This window comes from Amycolatopsis keratiniphila subsp. keratiniphila, assembly GCF_001620365.2.
GTDB classification, from domain to species: Bacteria; Actinomycetota; Actinomycetes; order Mycobacteriales; family Pseudonocardiaceae; genus Amycolatopsis; species Amycolatopsis keratiniphila.
The window spans coordinates 350,702-371,149 of sequence record NZ_LQMT02000010.1; the positions used below are offsets into that span (position 1 = coordinate 350,702).

17 protein-coding genes are annotated in these 20,448 nt (G+C 68.7%); 14 read left to right on the forward strand and 3 right to left on the reverse strand.

Going from position 1 to position 20,448, the window contains the following annotated elements; all coding sequences use genetic code 11:
* Positions 1-4: 4 nt before the first annotated feature.
* On the reverse strand, positions 5-559 hold the full coding sequence (rsmD, locus tag AVR91_RS09915; RefSeq protein ID WP_063273295.1) for a 16S rRNA (guanine(966)-N(2))-methyltransferase RsmD: 555 nt from the start codon (positions 557-559) through the stop codon (positions 5-7).
* A gap of 122 nt (positions 560-681) precedes the next feature.
* Here rsmD and AVR91_RS09920 point away from each other — a divergent pair, with 122 nt between their 5' ends.
* The gene (locus tag AVR91_RS09920; RefSeq protein WP_063273294.1) at positions 682-2,796 is read left to right on the forward strand and encodes a HelD family protein; all 2,115 of its coding nucleotides are present in this window, start codon (positions 682-684) and stop codon (positions 2,794-2,796) included.
* 314 nt (positions 2,797-3,110) lie between these two features.
* On the opposite strand, the gene AVR91_RS09925 is transcribed toward AVR91_RS09920, so the two are convergent.
* A complete protein-coding gene (locus tag AVR91_RS09925) occupies positions 3,111-6,926 on the reverse strand; it encodes an nSTAND1 domain-containing NTPase (RefSeq protein ID WP_455577833.1) in 3,816 nt (1,271 codons plus the stop codon).
* Positions 6,927-7,090: 164 nt separating this feature from the next.
* Here AVR91_RS09925 and AVR91_RS09930 point away from each other — a divergent pair, with 164 nt between their 5' ends.
* From AVR91_RS09930 to AVR91_RS09985, 12 genes are all read left to right on the forward strand, one after another.
* Positions 7,091-8,086, forward strand: a complete 996-nt coding sequence (locus AVR91_RS09930; RefSeq protein ID WP_211282682.1) for an LLM class flavin-dependent oxidoreductase — start codon at positions 7,091-7,093, stop codon at positions 8,084-8,086.
* Positions 8,087-8,597: 511 nt separating this feature from the next.
* Positions 8,598-9,392, forward strand: coding sequence for an MlaE family ABC transporter permease (locus AVR91_RS09935; protein WP_016336400.1), 795 nt, complete (start codon positions 8,598-8,600; stop codon positions 9,390-9,392).
* A complete protein-coding gene (locus tag AVR91_RS09940) occupies positions 9,392-10,243 on the forward strand; it encodes an MlaE family ABC transporter permease (RefSeq protein ID WP_038509575.1) in 852 nt (283 codons plus the stop codon). The genes AVR91_RS09935 and AVR91_RS09940 overlap by 1 nt, the downstream gene beginning before the upstream one ends.
* The gene (locus AVR91_RS09945; protein ID WP_063273480.1) at positions 10,240-11,505 is read left to right on the forward strand and encodes an MCE family protein; all 1,266 of its coding nucleotides are present in this window, start codon (positions 10,240-10,242) and stop codon (positions 11,503-11,505) included. Before AVR91_RS09940 ends, AVR91_RS09945 begins: the two co-directional genes overlap by 4 nt.
* Positions 11,502-12,509, forward strand: coding sequence for an MCE family protein (locus tag AVR91_RS09950; RefSeq protein ID WP_063273481.1), 1,008 nt, complete (start codon positions 11,502-11,504; stop codon positions 12,507-12,509). Before AVR91_RS09945 ends, AVR91_RS09950 begins: the two co-directional genes overlap by 4 nt.
* A complete protein-coding gene (locus tag AVR91_RS09955) occupies positions 12,506-13,495 on the forward strand; it encodes an MCE family protein (protein ID WP_063273488.1) in 990 nt (329 codons plus the stop codon). The genes AVR91_RS09950 and AVR91_RS09955 overlap by 4 nt, the downstream gene beginning before the upstream one ends.
* Positions 13,492-14,484: an MCE family protein gene (locus tag AVR91_RS09960; RefSeq protein WP_063273482.1), complete on the forward strand. Its 993-nt coding sequence runs from the start codon at positions 13,492-13,494 to the stop codon at positions 14,482-14,484. The genes AVR91_RS09955 and AVR91_RS09960 overlap by 4 nt, the downstream gene beginning before the upstream one ends.
* Complete coding sequence (locus AVR91_RS09965) at positions 14,484-15,539, forward strand: MCE family protein (protein ID WP_063273483.1); 1,056 nt, start codon at positions 14,484-14,486, stop codon at positions 15,537-15,539. The genes AVR91_RS09960 and AVR91_RS09965 overlap by 1 nt, the downstream gene beginning before the upstream one ends.
* Complete coding sequence (locus AVR91_RS09970) at positions 15,539-16,732, forward strand: MCE family protein (RefSeq protein WP_063273484.1); 1,194 nt, start codon at positions 15,539-15,541, stop codon at positions 16,730-16,732. Before AVR91_RS09965 ends, AVR91_RS09970 begins: the two co-directional genes overlap by 1 nt.
* Positions 16,717-17,220: a hypothetical protein gene (locus AVR91_RS09975; protein ID WP_016336407.1), complete on the forward strand. Its 504-nt coding sequence runs from the start codon at positions 16,717-16,719 to the stop codon at positions 17,218-17,220. The genes AVR91_RS09970 and AVR91_RS09975 overlap by 16 nt, the downstream gene beginning before the upstream one ends.
* Complete coding sequence (locus AVR91_RS09980; RefSeq protein WP_063273485.1) at positions 17,217-17,825, forward strand: hypothetical protein; 609 nt, start codon at positions 17,217-17,219, stop codon at positions 17,823-17,825. The genes AVR91_RS09975 and AVR91_RS09980 overlap by 4 nt, the downstream gene beginning before the upstream one ends.
* 39 nt (positions 17,826-17,864) lie before the next feature.
* Positions 17,865-18,524: a hypothetical protein gene (locus AVR91_RS09985; RefSeq protein ID WP_063273486.1), complete on the forward strand. Its 660-nt coding sequence runs from the start codon at positions 17,865-17,867 to the stop codon at positions 18,522-18,524.
* A 64-nt stretch (positions 18,525-18,588) separates the two neighbouring features.
* Here the strand turns inward: AVR91_RS09985 and AVR91_RS09990 are convergent, their stop codons facing one another.
* Entirely contained in the window at positions 18,589-19,506 is a 918-nt protein-coding gene (locus AVR91_RS09990) for an RCC1 domain-containing protein (protein WP_063273487.1), read from the reverse strand.
* A 367-nt stretch (positions 19,507-19,873) separates the two neighbouring features.
* On the opposite strand from AVR91_RS09990, the gene AVR91_RS09995 reads away from it, so the two are divergent.
* Positions 19,874-20,448, forward strand: a 575-nt coding sequence (locus AVR91_RS09995) for a DUF6801 domain-containing protein (RefSeq protein ID WP_228709167.1), incomplete at its 3' end; no start/stop codon positions are given.

The window sequence follows — 20,448 nt, forward strand, 5'->3', positions numbered from 1 at the left end:
TGCGTCACACCTGATATTCGGCCCAGTAGAGCGCCGTGTCGCCGTAGCGCTTCGTCCGCATCGGCTCGAAGCCCGGCGGCCAGTCCGGCTCGCCGTCCCGCGCGGCCCGTTCGATGACCACCAGCGCCCCGTCCGTGATCCACCGGTTCGCCGCGAGCGCGGCCATGACCTCCCCCAGACGGGTGGAATCCACAGCGTAGGGCGGGTCGGCGAGGACGATGTCGAACGTTTCCGGCGCCGGAGCGGCCACGACGGACTCGACCGCGCCCGCCCGGACCGCACCTCCGAGGCCTAGCGCGGCGACGTTCCCCTTGAGCACTTCGGCCGCGCGCCGGTCCGACTCGACGAACAGCGCGCCCGACGCGCCGCGGGACAACGCCTCCAGCCCGAGCGCGCCCGAACCGGCGTAAAGGTCGAGGACCTGCGCCCCCTGGAGCTCGCCGGCGACCTCCAGCGCGTTGAACAGCGCCTCGCGCACACGTTCCGAGGTCGGCCTCGTGCCCTTCGGCGGGACCTTCAGCCGCCTGCCGCCCGCGGTCCCCGCCACGATCCTGGTCATTGGAGCATCGTGCCTCAACGCCCTCCGCCGTGACGTTGGCCGGGACTTGGTGAAGCCTCCGCCCAGCTCGCGTAGAGTCGTCCTTCGCCCTCGGAGGCGATAGAAGCGTTTAGGAGCGTTGCGTGTCCGAACCTCGGGTCAGACGGGCCGAGATCGCCATCGAGCAAGCCCATGTGGACACCGTCTACACCCGGCTCGCCGAGCTGCGAGCCCAGGCTGAGGCCATGCGTACCAAGGGCTACGAGATCGGCCATGGCGCCGGGCGGGAAGCCATCTTCGAGCAGGCGTCCATGCTGTTCGAACGGGACATGATGGTGTACCACGCCAATCAGACCCTCCAGACCCTCGACGCGGAGTACGAGGGCCTGGTCTTCGGCAGGCTCGACCACCTCGACAACGACCACATCTACGTCGGCCGTCTCGGCATCCGCGACGCCGAGTTCGACAACCTCGTCACCGACTGGCGCGCGCCCGCGGCCGCGGCGTTCTACCAGGCGACGGCCGAGGAGCCGATGGACGTCGTCCGGCGCCGGGTGATCCGGTGCTCCGGCCAGAACGTGCTCGACGTGGACGACGACGTCCTCATCGCCGACGCGGTCCCCGAGGGGATGCAGATCGTCGGCGAAGGCGCGCTGATGGCCGCGCTCGGCCGGTCGCGCGGCGAGAAGATGCGGGACATCGTCGCCACGATCCAGAAGGAACAGGACGAGGTCATCCGCGCGCCGTGGCGCGGTGTCACCGAGATCACCGGCGGCCCCGGCACCGGCAAGACCGCGGTCGCGCTGCACCGGGCGGCGTACCTGCTCTACCGCCACCGCCGCCAGCTCGGCGGCGCGGGCGTGCTGGTGATCGGCCCGTCCGGGGTGTTCACCAGCTACATCTCGCGGGTGCTGCCGTCGATGGGTGAGACGAACGTCGAACTGCGCGCGCTCGGCGAGGTCCTCGACGGTCTCGAAGCCACCCGGCAGGACCCGGCGCCGCTCGCGGCGATCAAGGGATCGCTGCGGATGCGGAAGATCCTGCTGCGCGCCCTGCGGGACACGCCCGAGGACGCGCCAGAGGACATGAAGATCGTGTACCGCGGCGAGGTGCTGCGGCTGAACGCGCGGGAGCTCGACAAGGTGCGTCGTAAGGTGCACACCGCGGGCGGGCCGCCGAACCGGTCGCGGATCCGCGCCGCCGAGCTGCTGCTCGACGCGCTCGCCGCGAAGGCCGAGCAGCACGCGAAGGACGACGGCCGTCAGATCGACAAGGCCGAGCTGATCACCGAGCTCGGCGAGCGCATCGAGTTCCACCGGTTCCTGGTGGTCTGGTGGCCGATCCTGTACCCGGCGCAGATCCTGCGGTGGCTCGGCGCCGAGAAGCGGCTCGCTTCCGCGGCGAAGGGCCTGCTCAACCGCAACGAGATCAGCATGCTCGCGGCCGACTTCGCCGATCGATCGCGTGGCTGGACCATCGCGGACGTCGCGCTCCTCGACGAGCTTCGCGTCCTCATCGGCACGCCGCCCAAGAGCCGCCGGGCCCGTCAGAACGTCGAGGTCAACCCGGAGCGCGGTGGCGCCCCGACCCGGCCCGAGCACTACGACGAGTATTCGCACGTGGTCGTCGACGAGTCGCAGGACCTCTCGCCGATGCAGTGGCGGATGGTCGGGCGGCGCGGCAAGTACGCGAGCTGGACCGTGGTCGGCGACCCGGTGCAGAGCTCGTGGCCGGATCCGGCCGAGGCCGCGATGGCGCGGGACCAGGCGTTCGGGCTCAAGACGACCCGGCGCCGGTTCACCCTGCGCACCAACTACCGGAACTCGGCGGAGATCTTCGATCTGGCCGCCAAGGTCGTCGCCGGGCACGCCGAGGCCGACGAGCTTCCGCGCGCGGTGCGGCAGACCGGCGTCACCCCGGAGGTCCGGCCCGTCGAGGCTTCCGGACTGGAGGCGGCGACGCAGGCCGCGGTGAAGGAACTGATGGGCGCCGTCGAAGGCACCGTCGGCGTGATCACCGCCATGGACCGGGTGCCCGAGGTCGAGGGCTGGCTCGCCGAACTTTCGGACGAGCGGCTCAAGGTCGTCGGCAGCCTCGATTCCAAAGGCCTCGAGTACGACGCCGTCGTCCTGGTGGAGCCGAACGACCTCATCACGGAGTCGACCACCGGCCGCCGGGTGCTGTACGTCGCGCTGACCCGCGCGACCCAGCAGCTGACCGTCCTGGCGTCCAACCCCGACTGGATCCCGTCCGCCTGATCACGCGAGTTCGCCCTCCAATCACGCGAGTTCGCCGCCTGATCACGCGAGTTCGGCGTGCCTCGACGGACGACACGCGTGATCAGACGGACGACACGTGTGATTGGACGGACGACACGCGTGACGGAGGGCGAAAAAAGCTGAAGGGCTCCTTCAGGACACTGGTGAATGCCCTGAAGGAGCCCTTCAGACCCCCGGTGAGTGAACGATGTGGGGACGCATCGCACGTCCAGGGGTATTTCTAGCGCCTCTTCGTTGTTCGGTGTCACGGCGATTCCACCGAACAACAACGCCGAACAACGAATCGGCCGTGGTCACGGGCACGGAGGCCGGTAATCGAGCCCCGGCAGGTGTTGTTCCCACTCGTCAGCCGTGATCCGCGGGTGCACCGTCGCGCAGATGCGTTCGGCCGCCCGTTCGGGGCTGGTCTCCCACAACCGCACGCTGCCGTCGGCGACCGAGCCCGCGAGCGTGTGCCCATCGGGGGCGAACGCCACGGCGTTGACCCGGTCGACGTCGTCGGTCAGGCTCGCCGATTCGCGGACGGATCCCGGATCGGAGACATCCCATAGTCGCACGGAGCGGTCGTAGCTGCCGGTCGAGAAGGTCTTCCCGTCGCCGCTGAAGGCCACCGAGATGACGTTGTCGGTGTGCCCCGCCAGCAGCGCGGCCTCCCGGGGCGCCGCCGGATCCGTCACGTCCCAGAGCCGGGCCGTGCGGTCGGCGCTTCCGGTGGCGGCGAGTTTCCCGTCCGGACTGTAGGCCACCGAGAACACCGTGTCGGAGTGTCCCTTCAGTACTGAAAGCTGCTTCGGCGCCTTCGGCATGGAGACGTCCCACAGCCGGGCGGTGTGGTCCCAGCCCCCGCTGAGCAGGGTGCGGCCGTCCGGGCTGAAGGTGAGCGAATGGACGTCGTCGTCGTGTCCGGTGAGCGTCGCGAGTTCGACGGGCCGCCGGATGTCGGCGACGTCCCACAGCTTCATCGTGTGCCCCGAACCCGCGGTCGCGAGCGTCCGGCCGTCCGGGCTGAACGCGACGGGGTCGATCTCGTCCGCCGGCCGGTAGAAGACGCCGGTGTCGACCGGTTTCCGCGGATCGGTGACGTCGATCAGCCGCATCGTGTGATCCCAGGAGCCGGCGGCGAGCGCCCGTCCGTCCGGGCTGAACGCGAGACCGCAGACGCCTTGCCCGAACCCGCCGACCTTGGCCACCTCCCGCGGGTTCCGCGTGTCGGACACGTCGACCAGGCGCACCACGCCGTCCTGGCTGCCGGTGGCCAGCAGCTTCCCGTCGGCGCTGAACACCGCCCGGCAGGCCGATCGCGCCGGACCGCTGATCGCGGGCCCCGGCAGATCCCACATCCGCACCGTCTGGTCGTCGCTCGCGGTCACCAGCGTGCGGCCGTCCGGCGAAAAGACCGCCCAGACCACGGCCGCGGTATGCCCGACGAGCGCAGGTTTCTGGCGCGGCTTCGCCGGGTCGGTGACGTCCCACAGCCGCGCGGTGCGGTCGAAACCGGTCGTGGCCAGCGTCGTCCCGTCGGGGCTGAACGCCACGGACCGCACGATGGACTTGTGCGAGTCGACGGTCCCCAGCGGTGCCGGGGCCAGGGGGTCGGCGACGTTCCACAGGCGCGCGGTCTGGTCGATGCTCGCGGTGGCGAGCGTCCGGCCGTCCGGGCCGAACGCCGCGGAGTGGACACCGGCGGTGTGCCCGTTCACGACCCCGAGCGGTTTGGCCGTGACCGGGTCGGCGACGTCCCACAGCCGCGCGGTCTTGTCTGCGCCGGTCGAGACGAGCGTCCGCCCGTCGGGGGCGTAGGCGAGCCCGTTGACGTTGCCGGTGTGCCCGGTCAGCGTGGCCACCAGCACCGGTTTCGCGAGGTCGCGGACGTCGAACAGGCGCACCGTGCCCTCGCCGTCCGAGGTGGCGAGCACCGCCGCCTTCGGGCTGAACGCCACCGCGTTGACCCGCCCCAGGTGCTCCCCGACCAGCACTCCCGGCCCGGGTTTCGCCGGGTCTGCGACGTTCCACAACCGCGCGGTCTTGTCCCAGCCCGCCGTCGCGACCGCGCCTCCGTCGGCGCTGAAGGACACCGAGTTGACGTTGCCGGCGTGCCCGGTCAGCGTGGCCAATTCGCTCGGGCGGTGAGGATCCTTGACGTCCCACAGCTTGGCCGTATGGTCCCAGCTGCCGGTCACCATCACCTGACCGTCACCGCGCAGGGCCGTCGCGTTCACCCGGTGGCCGTGCCCTCGGACCCGCGTCGAGTATGGCGACTGGAACATCGCGAGCACGCTGCCGCGGGTGTCGACGCTCGGATCGACGCGGTACGCCGCCAGCGCGAGCTGCGCGGCCAGTGCCGGATTCGTCATCCGCATCTCGATGGCCTGCCCGGCGACCTTCTGCGCGAGCGCGCTGTTGCGCTGGGCGGTCGCGGTCTGTTCGGCCCGGACGGCGTACACCATCGCGGCCGTCGCCAGCACCAGCAGGACGGCCAGGAGCGCGACCAGCTGGCGCAGCCGCCGGGTGCGGCGCCGCGCGACGGCCTGCTCATGGTTTTCGATCGCCACGCTCGCTTCGAGGAAGCGGCGTTCACGCTGGGAAAGCGCGCTCTCGTGCTCCCCCGCCCACTCCCGGGCGATGGACAGCCGGGCGCCGCGGTAGAGCCAGCCGTCGTCGCGGCCGACCGATTCCCACGCGTCGGTCGCTTCGGTGAGCTGGCGATGCACGCGCAGGCCTTCGCGGTCCTCGGCGAGCCATTCACGCAGACGCGGCCAGCCCCGGATCAGCGCCTCGTGGGCGATCTCGATGCCGTTGTCGTCGAGGGTGACCAGCCGCGAAGACGCCAGCCTGTCCAGCACGACGGCGACGTCCGGGTCGTCGGCGTCCACCTCTTCGCGGGTAATGCGGCGCTTCGTGTCCTCGGTGCCTTCGCCGAGCGCGGTCATCCGCAAGAAGATCTGGTTCGCCAGCCGCTGCTGATGTTCGCTCAGCGCGGTGAAGGTGTGCTCGGAGGTCTGCGCGACCGACCGTTCGATCCCGCCGGTGGATTCGTATCCGGTGAGGGTGAGGGTGTTGCCGTGGCGGCGGCGCCAGGTCTCCAGCAGCGCGTGCGACAGCAGCGGCAGCACGCCGGGCTGCCCGGTCGCGTCGGCGACGAGCCGCGAGACCAGCGCGTTCTCGACGCGGTACCCGGCGTCGATCGCCGGCCGCGAGATGGCCTGCCGCAACTCCTCGGTGCTCATCGGGCCGACAAGGATCTGCGCGTCCTGCATGGCCTCGACCAGCTCGGGATGCCGCGCGCAGTGCGTGTAGAAGTCGGTGCGGATGCCGAGTACGACCCTCGTCCGGCTCTCCGGCTCGGTCGTCGCGGTGACCAGCGCCGACAGGAAGGCGGCCCGTTCGTCGGCGTCCTGGCAGAGCGTGAAGACCTCTTCGAACTGGTCGACGACCAGCACGACGTCTCCCTCGCGGTCGGCGACCAGCTGGCGGGCGGCCAGGCCGAGGTTGCGCGGATGCTCGGTGAGCTCGCCGAGCAGGCCGCCCGGCGCGAGCCCGAGCGCGGCGCCGAACTGGACGGCGCACTCCTGCAGCGGGCGCGACCCGGGGGTCATCAGCATGGTGACGGAGGACTCGGCGAGCGCGGGCAGCAGACCCGCCCGGAGCAACGACGACTTACCGGAACCGGAAGCCCCCAGAACCGCCAAGAATCGTTGATCCGAAAGCCTCGTGACGAGTTTTCCGACAAGTCGTTCGCGACCGAAGAATCGGCTCGCGTCGTCCGGCCCGAATGCGGTCAGGCCGATATAAGGTGGCGATTCCCCATTCAGCGGGGCAACCGGTGAATCACGGACTCCGCCGCGCGTGCGCTCGGTCACGTCGTGCCATCGGGCCTCCCACTCCTCCTCGGGGCCGTCGCACGCCCGGACGTAGGCCAACGTCACCGCCAAGCTGGGCATCTTCTTCCCACCGGCGGCTTCGGAGAGGGTTCCCGCGGAGTAGTGGGCACGCCTGCCCAGCTCCCGGTACGTCGGATTCCCGGCCTTCTCCCGCAGACGCCGGAGATCGGCGGCGAACTCCAGCAACGGATCGTCCCCGGGGTCCAAAGGTCTCTCCGGACGCGGCACTCTCAATCCTTTCTTTTCAGTGGTTTTCCCACCCTCGCATTCGGGGGCAACCGTACCGTGGAAACGGGGGAACTCCGCCGAGTACCGGGTACATCGAGGCGGTTAATTTCGATCGATCGACAGGCGCGGGAAGGGATCGAGGGCCCGGCGCGTTGTACCGGGGCGTGACCTCTTTGCCTGACATCCCGCTGTCCGTGCTCGACCTCTCGCCCGTCGTGGCCGGAGGCGGTGTGGCGGATTCGCTGCGCAACACCCTCGACCTCGCCCGCCGGACCGAGGCCCTCGGCTACCACCGGTACTGGCTCGCCGAGCACCACAACATGCCCGGTATCGCGAGTTCGGCGACCGCCGTGATGATCGGCCAGGTCGCGGCCGCCACCGAACGCATCCGGGTCGGCTCCGGCGGGGTCATGCTGCCGAACCACGCGCCGCTGGTGGTGGCCGAGCAGTTCGGCACACTGGAGGCGTTCCACCCCGGCCGGATCGACCTCGGCATCGGGCGCGCGCCGGGTACCGACCAGCGGACCGCCCTCGCGCTGCGCGGCCCGGGCGGGCTCAGCGCGGAGAACTTCCCGCAGCAGTTCGCGGAACTGCTCGCCTACTTCGAGCACTCCGACCAGCGCGCCGTCAACGCCGTGACCGCCGAGGGCAACAAGCCGCCCGTGTGGCTGCTCGGCTCGAGCGGCTTCAGCGCGCGGATGGCGGGGGAACTGGGCCTGCCGTTCTCGTTCGCGCACCACTTCAGCGCCGAGAACACGCTGCCGGCCGTGGCGCTCTACCGTGACGCGTTCAAACCGTCGGACGTCCTCGACGAGCCGTACGTGATGCTCGGCGTCTCCGTGGTCGCCGCCGAAACCGACGAGCGCGCCCAATACCTCGCCGCCCCGAGCGACCTGACGTTCCTGAGCCTGCGCAAGGGCCGCCCCATCCCGCTGCCGACGCCGGAAGAGGCCGCGGCGTACCCGTACACCGACATCGAGCGCGTGTTCATCGAGGACCGGGCTTCGAGCAGCGTCATCGGTTCACCCGAGACGGTCCACAAGGGACTGGAGACCTTGCTGGCGGATACTGGTGCCGACGAGCTGATGATCACGACGATGGTGCACGACCAGGCGGACCGGGTGCGGTCGTACGAGCTGGTCGCCGAACTGGCGCGCTGACGCGGGGCGGCCTCGCCTGCCCGCTGCCGCAGGTGCCATGAACGGTCCGTTCCTTGCAAAATTTGCAAGGAACGGACCGTTCATGGCATCCGGGGCGGCGCGGGGCCGGAGGCGGCGGTGCGCGTGACAGCACCGCGGCGCGTGTCATGAAAGGGTCGTTCAGGACGAAAGGTGTCCTGAACGACCCTTTCATGACACGCGACCGATCGGCCGGCCTCACCCACCCCGCGCCCCGAACGGACCAACGCCCCACCGAACACGAAAGAACCGACAAGATCCCCGCCCGCCTTTGTCAGAAAAAGACAAGAATTCTCCGGTTACCAGGACGTGACGTCTTGATCACACCGAAGTTCTTGTCACCAGGCAGGCGCGTGATTAGCGTACCGACCAGTAGCAAACAGCACGGTAACACCCCGTTGATCCTATTCAACGATTCCGTTCCGCCATTCGGAGCAAAGGAATTGCGCAAGCTGGGGTGTATTCGCCGTGCCCGGAAAACGGGAGGGTCGGCGTGGGCGTCCGGACTGGCGCACCCTCATTCCCCGGCGCGGGTGCGATCCGGGAGACCGGAAGGCTCTATTCGCTCGGCCTAGACGTCGTCCGCCTGACCTTCCGGCGGCCGTTCCAGGCACGCGAACTGATCCAGCAGTTCTGGTTCATCGCGAGTGTGTCGATCCTGCCGACGGCGCTGGTCGCGATCCCGTTCGGCGCGGTGATCGCGCTGCACATCGGGTCGCTGACCGCGCAGATCGGCGCGCAATCCTTCACCGGCGCGGCCAGTGTGCTCGCGATCATCCAGCAGGCCAGCCCGATCGTGACCGCGTTGCTGATCGCGGGCGCCGGTGGCTCGGCGATGTGCGCGGACCTCGGGTCGCGCACGATCCGTGAGGAGATCGACGCGATGGAGGTGCTCGGGGTCTCCCCCATCCAGCGCCTGATCGTGCCGCGCGTGCTCGCCGCGATGGGGGTCGCCGCATTCCTCAACGGAATGGTCAGCGTGGTCGGCGTCCTCGGCGGTTATTTCTTCAACGTCATCATGCAGAACGGGACACCGGGTGCGTATCTGGCCAGTTTCTCCGCGCTCGCGCAGCTTCCGGACCTCTGGATCAGCGAGATCAAAGCGGTCATCTTCGGTTTCGTCGCGGCGATCGTCGCCTCTTATCGCGGGCTCAATCCGAAAGGCGGCCCGAAAGGCGTCGGTGACGCGGTGAACCAATCCGTGGTCATCACGTTCCTCCTCCTGTTCCTGTTGAACCTCGTGCTGACGACGCTTTACCTGCAGCTCGTCCCGGCGAAGGGCAGCTGATGGTCACGACCACACCCACCCGCGCGACGCGGGTCCGCGAAGCCGTCGATCGCCGGTTCGGGTTCCTGGACACGCTCGGCGACCAGATCCTCTTCTTCCTCAAGGCACTCGCCTGGGTGCCGCGCGCGGTGCGCCGCTACCTGCGCGAGATCACCCGCCTGCTGGCCGAGGTCAGTTTCGGCAGCGGCGCGCTCGCGGTCATCGGCGGCACGATCGGCGTGATGATCGGGATGACCGTGTTCACCGGCACGGTCGTCGGGCTCCAGGGGTATTCGGCGCTCAACCAGGTCGGCACGTCGGCGTTCGCCGGGTTCGTGTCCGCGTATTTCAACACCCGCGAGATCGCGCCGCTCGTGGCCGGGCTCGCCTTGTCGGCGACCGTCGGCTGCGGGTTCACCGCGCAGCTGGGCGCGATGCGCATCTCCGAGGAGATCGACGCGCTCGAAGTGATGGGCATCCCCAGCGTCCCGTACCTGGTGACCACCCGGATCATCGCCGGCTTCCTCGCGGTCATCCCGTTGTACGCGATCGGCCTGCTGACCTCGTATCTCGCGTCGCGCCAGATCACCGTCTGGTTCTACGGCCAGTCCGCGGGCACCTACGACCACTACTTCCTGCTGTTCCTGCCGCCCGGTGACGTGCTCTGGTCGTTCGGCAAGGTGCTGGTGTTCAGTGTCGTGATCGTGCTCGCCCACTGCTACTACGGCTTCCGCGCGAGTGGCGGCCCGGCGGGCGTCGGCGTCGCCGTCGGACGTGGCGTGCGGACCGCGATCGTGGCGGTCAGCGTGCTCGACTTCTTCCTCAGCCTCGCGATCTGGGGCGCGACCACGACGGTGCAGGTGGCCGGATGAGCAGGCGCGGGCTGCGCAAAGCCGGGGTCAGGACGGCCGGGGTGCTGTTCCTCGTGGTGATGTCCGCCCTCGTGCTGCTGTCGATCAAGATCTACCGCAAGGATTTCGTCGACTCCGTGCCGGTGACGCTGCAGGCTGACCGCGTCGGCAACCAGTTGCGCGCGGGCGGGCAGGTCAAGGCGCGCGGCGTGGTGGTCGGCGAGATCCGCGACGTCCGCGCCACGCCCGGCGGCGCGGAGATCGACCTGGCCATGGAGCCGGGGAAGGTTTCCCAGCTGCCGAAGAACGTGTCCGCGCTGCTCGTGCCGAAGACGCTGTTCGGTGAGCGGTACGTGCAACTGTCCATTCCGGACGGACCGAAGGCCGGGCCCTTGAGCTCGGGCGACGTGATCACCCAGGACCGTTCGGCCAACGCGATCGAGCTGGAGCGCGTGTTCGACAACCTGTTGCCACTGCTCAAGGCGGTGCAGCCACAGAAGCTCGCGACCACGCTGACCACGGTCTCGACCGCGCTGGAAGGCCGCGGCGACCAGATCGGCGACACGCTCGCCACGGCGGCCGCGTACCTGAAGGAGTTCAACCCGAATCTCCCTGCGCTGAACGACAACATCCGCGACCTCGCCACGGTTTCGAAGCTGTACGGCGACATCGCGCCGGATCTGCTCGACGCGCTGAGTGCCTCGGCCGTCACGCTCGACACGGTCAAGGAGAAACGGGCGGAGCTGGCGTCGGTGTACCAGCAGGTGACGTCGTCGTCCCAGCAGGTCACGACGTTCCTCGCCAACAACCGCGCCAACATCATCGCGCTCGCCGCCGACAGCCGCGCGCCGCTGGAGGTCGCCGCGAAGTACTCGCCGAGTTTCGCCTGCACGCTCGACGCGCTCGCCGAACTGAAACCGCAGATGGACAAGGTGCTGGGTGCCGGAACCGACGAGCCCGGCCTGCACGCGGAGATCGTCGTGACCCAGCCTCGCGGCAAATACGTCCCGGGAAAGGACGATCCGGTCTACAACGCCACCGGTGAACCACGCTGCTATCCGTCGAACGGGCTGATCGGCCAAGGGATCGCGGCGACCGACGGGAAGACCGCCGCACTGCCGGGTGTGCAGGGTGACCTGGGCCTGCCGAACTCGCCGCAGGAACGGGAGCTGATCTCCACGCTGGTCGCGCCGTCCATGGGCGTCCCGACGGCCGAGGTACCCGCCTGGGGCAGCGTGCTCGTCGGCCCGCTCTACCGGGGTACGGAGGTGACCCTGCGATGAGGAATTTCGTGAGTCCCCTGATCAAGGGACTGATCTTCGTCGTCGTCACGACGCTGGCGACGGTGCTGCTGGCGGTGTCCATCACGAACACCGGCCTCGGCGACACCAAGAACTACAGCGCCAAATTCCTCGACGCGACGTCGCTGAACGTCGGCGACGACGTCCGGATCTCCGGGGTGCGGGTCGGCCAGATCGAAGCGCTGGAGATCGCCGACCACAGCCTGGCCCGCGTCGAGTTCTCCCTCGACTCCCAGCGCAGGCTGCCCGCCGACGTCACCGCGGTGATCAAGTACCGCAACATGGTCGGCCAGCGCTACATCGCACTCGAACGCGGCAAGGGCACCCGCGAACTCCTGGAGCCCGGCGCGGAGATCCCGCTGGAGCGCACGACACCCGCGCTGGATCTCACGGAACTGTTCAACGGCTTCAAGCCGCTGTTCCAGGCTCTCTCGCCCAAGGACGTCAACCAGCTCTCCGGCGAGATCGTCCAGGTGCTGCAGGGTGAAGGCGGAACGGTGGAGAGCCTGCTGGCGCACACCGGTTCGCTGACCACCACGCTCGCCGGCCGCGACAAGGTGATCGGCGAGGTGATCACGAACCTGGACACGGTGCTGAAGAGCATCAACGGCAAGGGCGACGCGCTGTCCACTTTGGTCTCCACGCTGAAGGAGCTGGTGACCGGCCTCGCCGGTGACCGCACCGAGATCGGGGAGGCCGTCTCGGGTCTCGCGGAACTCACCACCGCCACGGCCGGCCTGCTCGACCAGGGCAGGAAGCCGCTCAAAGACAGCATCGAAGGCCTCGGCCTGCTCTCCGGCCAGCTGACGACCGACGAGGCCAAGGCCGAAGTCGACAACGTCCTCACCGTCCTCCCCGGCAAGCTGAACGAACTGGGGCGGATCAGCTCCTACGGATCGTGGATGAACTTCTACCTGTGCTCGGCCGTCCTCAAGACCACGCCTCCCCGCGGGGTTCCGGCGACGGCGGAGAGGTGCACGTCGTGAAACCCTTCAAGGAACGGAACCCGATCGTCGTCGGTCTCGTCGGCAGCGCCGTCGCGGCCGCGGTGCTGACCGCGACGCTCAACTACGAGAACCTCCCGATCATCGGCTCCGGAACCACCTACCAGGCCGAATTCTCCGAAGCGGCGGGCCTGCAGCAGGACGACGAAGTCCGCATCGCCGGGATCAAGGTGGGCGAGGTGAGCGACGTCCGGCTCGCCGAAGACCACGTGGTGGTCAGTTTCCGGGTCAAGGACGCCTGGGTCGGCGACAAGACCGCCGCCGAGATCAAGATCAAGACCCTGCTGGGCCGGAAGTTCCTCGCGCTGCGCCCGACCGGCGAGACGGTGCAGAACCCGAAGCAGATCATCCCGCGCACCAGGACCGTGACGCCCTACGACGTCACCGAGGCCTTCAGCGGGCTGGCCGACACCGCGGGCGCGATCGACACCGATCAGCTCGCGGAGAGCTTCACGACGCTGTCCGACACGTTCAAGAACTCGCCCGAGCACATCAAGAAGGCGCTCGAAGGGCTGACGTCGCTGTCGAAGACCGTGTCCTCCAGGGACAGCGAGCTCGCCAGCCTGCTGACCAACGCGCACGGCCTCACCACCACGCTCGCGAACTCGAACGACGACTTCGCGAAGCTCCTCTCGAACGGCAATCTCCTGCTGACCGAACTGGACCGCCGCCGTCAGGCGATCCACGACCTGCTGACCGGCTCGCAGCAGCTCGCCACCCAGCTTTCGGGGCTGGTGAAGGACAACAAGGACCAGCTCGGCGGAGCGCTCAGACAGCTCGGAGAGGTGACCGACATCCTGCAGCGGCAGAACGACAATCTCGCGAAGAGTCTCGACCTCGCCGCGCCGTACTTCCGCGTGGTGAACAACTCGCTCGGCAACGGGCGCTGGGTGGACGGCTATCTGTGCGGCCTCGTCCCGGAGAACCGGGACTCCTGCACCCCGAAGATCCCGGGAGGCGGCCGGTGATCAGCAGATTCGTCACCCTCGCGCTCGTGCTGGCGCTGGCCGTCGTCGGCGGCCTCTGGTGGATCTTCTCCGGCAGTGGGCTCGACCGCGTCACGGTGTACTTCTCGCGCGCGGTCGGTGTCTACAGTGGATCGGACGTACGCGTGCTCGGCGTCCGGGTCGGCCAGGTGGAATCCGTGGCTCCGGAAGGGGAACGGGTCAAGGTCGTGTTGACCGTCGACGGCTCGACACCGATCGCCGCCGACACGAACGTCCTGGTCGTGGCGCCGAGCGTGGTGGCGGACCGGTACGTCCAGTTCACCAAGCTCACCCGCGCGGGGAACCGGCTGGACGACGGCGCGGTGATCCCGGTCGAGCGCACCGGCACCCCGGTGGAACTCGACCAGCTCTACTCCAGCCTCGACACGCTCGCCAAGGCGCTCGGTCCCAAGGGAGCGAACGCCGACGGCGCGCTTTCGGAGCTGCTGCGCACCGGCGCGAAGAACCTGCAGGGCAACGGCAAACCGTTCAACGAGTCGGTGCGCAACTTCGCCGAACTCGCCAGGACCCTGTCCGGGAACTCGCAGAACCTCTTCGCCACCGTCGACGAGCTGCAGCGGTTCACCTCGATGCTGGCGACCAACGACCGCAACGTCAGCGAGGTCAACAAGCAGCTCGCCGCGGTCACCGGGACGCTGGCCGCGAACAAGGACGAGCTCGCCCGCGCGCTCAACGGCCTCGGCGGTGCGCTCGCGGAGATCCAGCAGTTCATCAAGGAGAACCGCGCGCTGATCAAGTCCAATGTGGACAAGCTCGCGGTGACCACCGGGACACTGGTCGACAAACGCGCCGCGCTGGCCGAGACCCTCGACACGATCCCGCTGGCGGTGACGAACGTGCTCGAAGCCGTCGACCCGAAGACCGGCAAGCTGCAGAGCCGCGGCAACGTGCTCGAATACGCCCCGCTCCCGCTGCCCGTCGCCGGCGACACCTACACCGGGGGGCGCTGATGGCCACGAAACGGGCGATCGCCGCGCTCACCGCGTGCTGCGTCGCGCTCACCGCCTGCTCGTCGGATTTCAAGGGCGTCTACGACCTGCCGCTGCCCGGCGGCGCGGACATCGGGGACCATCCGTACCGGGTGACCGTGCAGTTCGCCGACGTACTCGATCTGGTCCCCCAGGCCGCGGTGAAGGTCGGCGACGTCCCGGTCGGCCGGGTCGAGACGATCAAGCTCGCCGAGGACGGCTGGACGGCCGAGACCGTGCTGGCGGTCAACGGCGACGTCCATCTGCCCGCCAACGCCATCGCGCGGCTGCGCCAGTCCAGCCTTCTCGGCGAGAAGTTCATCGAACTCGCCCCGAGCGCGGCGAAGGCCGAGGGCAGGCTGGGCGACGGCGGGCTGATCCCCGTCGCGAGCACGAACCGCAACCCTGAGTTCGAGGAGATCTTCGGCGCGCTGTCCCTGCTGCTCAACGGCGGCGGTATCGGCCAGTTGCAGACCATCAACCGCGAACTGTCGAAGGTGATGGACGGCAACGAGGAGGAGATCCGCTCGTTCCTGTCCACTGTGGAGAAACTGGTGTCCAACCTGGACTCCCACCGCTCCGAGATCACCTCGGCGCTCGATGGGCTGAACCAGCTCTCGGCCACGCTGGCGAACCGGAAGAAGCAGGTCGAAGGCGCGCTCACCGATCTCACTCCCGGCCTGCGGAGCCTCTCCGATCAGCGCACCCAGCTCGTCTCGATGCTGCAGTCGCTGGACCGGCTCTCGGGGGTCGGCGTGGACGTGATCAAGAAGAGCCGCGCCGATCTCGTCGCGGACCTCACCGCCCTCGCGCCGATCCTGAAACGGCTGGCCGACGCCGGCGAGAGCCTGCCCAAGTCGCTGGAGATCCTGCCGACGTTCCCGTTCACCGACGCCGTCCGCGACGGGATCAAGGGCGACTACCTGAACGTCTACGCCACGATGATCCCCGCGCCGGGCGTCGAACTCCCTCCCCCTGGCGAAGGGGTCCCGCCGGGACTCCCCACCCTGCCGCTGCCGTCCTCCGGAGGTAGCTGATGCTCACCGCCCGTGTCCGGATCCAGGTGCTCGCGTTCGTCATCCTCGCCCTGGCGACGACGGCGTTCGTCGGGGCGAACTACGCGGGGCTCGGCAGGCTCTTCGGGGCGGGCGGGTACACCGTGAAGCTCGCGCTGACCGACGGCGGGGGCCTGTTCACCAACGGCGAGGTGACCTACCGGGGCGTCGCCGTCGGCCGGGTCGGCGAACTGCGGCTCACCGACGGCGGGATGGAGGCGGACCTGCTGATCGACGACGACGCGCCGCCGATCCCCGCGAACTCGCGGGCGGTCGTGGCGAACCGGTCCGCGGTCGGTGAGCAGTTCGTCGACCTGCAACCCCGGACCGGCGACGGGCCGTTCCTCGCCGAGGGTTCGGTCATCCCGCGCGAGGCGACGACCGTGCCGCTGCCGGTGCAGAATCTGCTGACCGATCTGGACTCGCTGACCGCCTCCGTGCCGACCGAGGATCTGCGGATCGTGGTCGACGAACTCGACAACGCCCTGCGCGGTTCCGGCGCGAACCTGCAGGTGCTGCTGGACTCCACCACCGACTTCACCAAACAGGCGTCGGATCACCTGCCGCAGACGGAGAAGCTGATCACCGACGGCTCGACCGTGCTGAAGACCCAGGTCGACTCGTCGCAGGCCTGGCGGCAGTTCAGCGGCAACGCCAAGCAGTTCGCCGAGCAGCTGTCCCGTTCGGACGGTGACCTGCGGCGGCTGATCGCGACCGCGCCCGGCGCGGCGACGCAGCTTTCCGGGCTGCTGAAGGACAACGAGCCGGGGCTGCCGATCCTGCTGGCGAACCTGCTCACCACGTCGCACGTGTTCTCGGCCCGCACCGACGGCCTCCGGCAGCTGCTGATCAACACCCCGAAGGCGGTGTCCGCGGTCGACGCGGCCGTCGACGAGCAGTCCGGGAAGATCGGGCTGGTCCTGACCTTCTTCGACCCGATGCCGTGCACCAAGGGCTACGAGGGCACGAAGATCCGCGACAGCGCGGATCTCTCACCGCTGCCGTTCAACACCGGTGCCGCGTGCACGCTCGAACGGGGCAACCCGAGTTCGGTCCGCGGCTCGCAGAACGCGCCGAAGGGCGGCGTGCCGCCCGCCGCGATCCCCGGCGGCTTCGGCGCCGACGGCCAGCCGACGTCCACCAGCCTCGAGGAGATGTTGTGGCTGCGAAACTGAAGATCGCGATCGCGGTGTTCGCCGCGGCCTGCGCGTTCGCGGGGTGGGCCGGGTACACCTGGTTCACCGCGACGGCTTCCGAGGCCGTGTCCTACGGGAACTCGCGTGACGAAGCGCTCAAGTCGGGACGTGAACTCGTCGCCCGGCTGACCAGTCTCGACCACCACCGCGTCGACCAGGGCATCGCCGACTGGCTCGCCGCGTCCACCGGCCCGCTGCGCGATCAGCTGGGCAAGACCGACGACGCGACGAGGCGGACGCTCACCAAGGACGCGACGGTCTCGACGGGCAAGGTGCTCGACGCGGCGATCAGCGAACTCGACGACCACGCGGGAACGGCCAAGATGCTGGCTTCGGTGGAGATCACGATGGCGAAGGAAGGCGCGGCGCCGACGACGAAACGCAACCGCTTCGCCGCCGGGCTGACCAGGACGGACGAGGGCTGGAAGCTCAGCGCGCTCGACCAGCTGCCGGTGGGTGCGCGATGACCGCCACGGCCGACACCGACACCGACGCCGATGTCCCTGCGGAGACCGAGCCCGAGACCCCGGCCGAAGAGACCACCGAAGAGGCCGCAGGGAAGCCGTCCCGCCGGCCGGACCTGTCACTGATCCTGCTGGTCGCGGCGGCCGTGCTGGTGGCGGCCGGGGTGTGGTTCACGCTGGAGGCGAGGTCGGTCTCGGCGACGCCGTCGGCGGCCAACACCGCGCTCACCGACGTGGGGGCGACGGCCGAGGTGAACTCCGCGGTGACGGTGGCGCTCGACAAGATCTTCTCCTATTCCTACGACCGGACCGACGTCACCGAAAAGGCGGCCGCCGCGGTGCTCAGAGGAAAGGCACTGGAGTCCTACAACCGGTTGTTCGCCCAAGTCAGGGAAAAGGCCCCGGCCCAGAAACTGGTCCTCACCACCCGGGTCTCGTCATCCGCCGTCCAGGAACTCGGCGGCGGTAAAGCGAGGCTGCTGGTATTCCTCGATCAAGCGGCCGTCCGGGCCGACAACAATTCTTCGACGGCGGCCGCGGCGCAGCTTTCGATCACCGCGGAACGCGAAGGCGACAACTGGGTCATCACCGATCTCGTCCCCAGATAATCCGCTTTGTAAACCAGGAGAGAAAACGAGGAGAATCCCATGTTCGGTCGAACGCGCCCTAAAACAGCCCGTCGCCGTCTCGGCACGGTCGTCGCGCTCACGTCCGCGCTCGCCATGGCGGGCAGCCTCGCCGCGACCCCGGCACTGGCGGACGACCCGGTGGAGATCCCGGTGTCCTACACCGTCACCGGGAAGACCACGGTCAAGAAGACCGGCGGCACCCTCGACCTGGGCCCGGGGCAGCTCAACGGCGCGCTGGTCATCGACGGTGACAACGTCGGCATCCGCGGCGATCTGGCCCTGCCGCCGTCGACGGCGAACATCTCGCTGGTCTCGGGGGTCTTCAAGATCAAGGCCCGCGTGCGGATCGAGCCGACCGGCCCGGTCACCGGCACGCTGGCCAACGGCGACCTGACCACGCACTCGCAGGCGAACATGCTGATCGACAACATCGTGGTCGGCCTGTTCTGGCCGGTCATCCCGCTCCCGACGGTGCCGAACGCCTGCAAGACGGTCAAGCCGCTCGACCTGACGCTGGTGTCGAAGAACGTCGACCTGTTCGCGCCGACCATCCCGTCTTCGGGGACGTTCACCATCCCCGAGTTCAAGGACTGCTTCATCAACGACCTCGCGCTGGGGGCGTTGATCTCCGGTCCCGACAACACGATCAACCTGAGCATGAAGTCGAACCTGTCCTGACGCTCAAATCCGTGAAGGCCTCCTTGAGGGACCCTGGGTCTCTCAAGGAGGCCTTCACGGAACGTCAGCAGAACTGCGGCGCCGCGGGGTCGACCAGGGCGACCCCGGTGCCGTCACCGGCGGAAACGGCGTAGACCGGGGCACACACACCGGACGATTTCCACATGTCCATCGGCGGATCCCAGCTGGTGTCCCGGCTTTCCTGCTTGAGGTTGCTGCCCCAGGCGAAGACGCTCCCGTCCGCCTTCAACACGACGTTGTGGTTGTAGCCGGCGTCGATGGCGACGACGTCCGACTGAGCCTCGGGCGGCACGGACGACTGACCGTAGGTGTTGTCGCCCCAGGCGATGACGCCTCCGTTCTTCAGCGCGACGCTGTGGCGGAATCCGGCGGAAATCGCCGTCACCCCCGACGTCGCCGCGGCGGGCACGGTGATCTGCCCCTTCGCGTTGCTCCCCCACCCGACCACCCCGCCGTTCTTGATGGCCAGGCCGTGGTCGACGCCCGCGGCGATCGCGGTCACGCCCGCGGAGACCGTCGAGGGAACGGTCGTCCTCGAACCCCAGCTCAGCACCCCGCCGTTCTTGAGCGCCAGATTGAAGTACGCGGTGGTGGAGATGGCGGCGACACCCGATGTTGCGGCGGCCGGGACGACGTTCTGGCCGTAGAAACCGTTGCCCCAGGCGATGACCCCGCCGTTCTTGAGCGCGAGCCCGTGCGCCCAGCCCGCCGCGATCGCCGAAACACCCGACGTCGCCGCGGCGGGCACGGTGGCCTGGCCGTAGCTGTTGTTCCCCCAGGCGACGACGCCGCCGTCCTTGAGGGCCAGATGGGTGAGCGAGCCCGCGGAGATCGCGCTCGCGCCGAACGCCGAGGCGGGCACGGTGCCCTGCCCCTGCTGATAGTCGTTGCTCCCCCACGGCCGCGGTTCGCCGACCGGGGCGGCGTCGGCGGTGCCGGAAAGGGAAACCGTGGCGATCATTACGGCTATCGCGGTACTCGTCACGCGCCGGGTCGTGGATCGTCGATTGACTGAAGCCATGCGGGAAATGTTAACCCGGCTCCGCCGACCGGCGGCTTCTTTGTCATCGACGGACAAACTTCATAATCGCGTTCAGCATCCACTGACAAGAAAGAACGGGTTTCTCACCCACACCGAAACATGTCGACATGAATCCTTGTTACGTACATAACTCGCGGGTAACCTCGGTTTACCCCACCACCGGAGAAATCCGCTCGAGTCGAGCATATTTGATCAGAAGAATCCGCCGAAAGGCGCATGGGGAAAGCCGCCCGAGACGTAAACTGGATCAAAGGAGATGACAGGTATGTCCCGTAGACTTGGCAAGTTGTCAGCAGGCGTCGCCACCACCGGCATCGTGCTCGGCGCCGTCGCCGTGCTCACCGCCGGCACGGCCGCCGCCGCGACCACCTACGCCACCGGCACCGTCGCCTACATGTGCAACTTCCCCGGCATCGGCCAGCAGCAGCTGGACGTGAAGGCGAACTTCGTCGGACCGGACTCGGTCGCCTCCGGCGGCACCGCCACTCCGTCGAGTGTCGGCGGCACCGCGACGATCAACGCGACCATCAACGCGCTGCTGAACGCCGCCAACTACGACGGTGTCCGCGGCAAGGCCAACATGCCGATCACCGCCACCAACGCCACCCCGACGTCGGCGACGGTGACCAACCTGGACGTTCCGACCCAGATCAACCCGTACGTGCCCGGCCCCCGGTCGTTCAACATCGTCCAGGACGCCGGCACCGGCGTTCCGACGCTGACCGCGGGCGCTCCCGGCTCGGGCGTGATCTCCCTCGGCACCACGATCAACGCTCCGCTGGACTTCCACAAGAAGGACGGCACCTGGACGGCGTGGAACTTCAACTGCACGGTGAAGAACACCAACCCGGCGCAGAACCG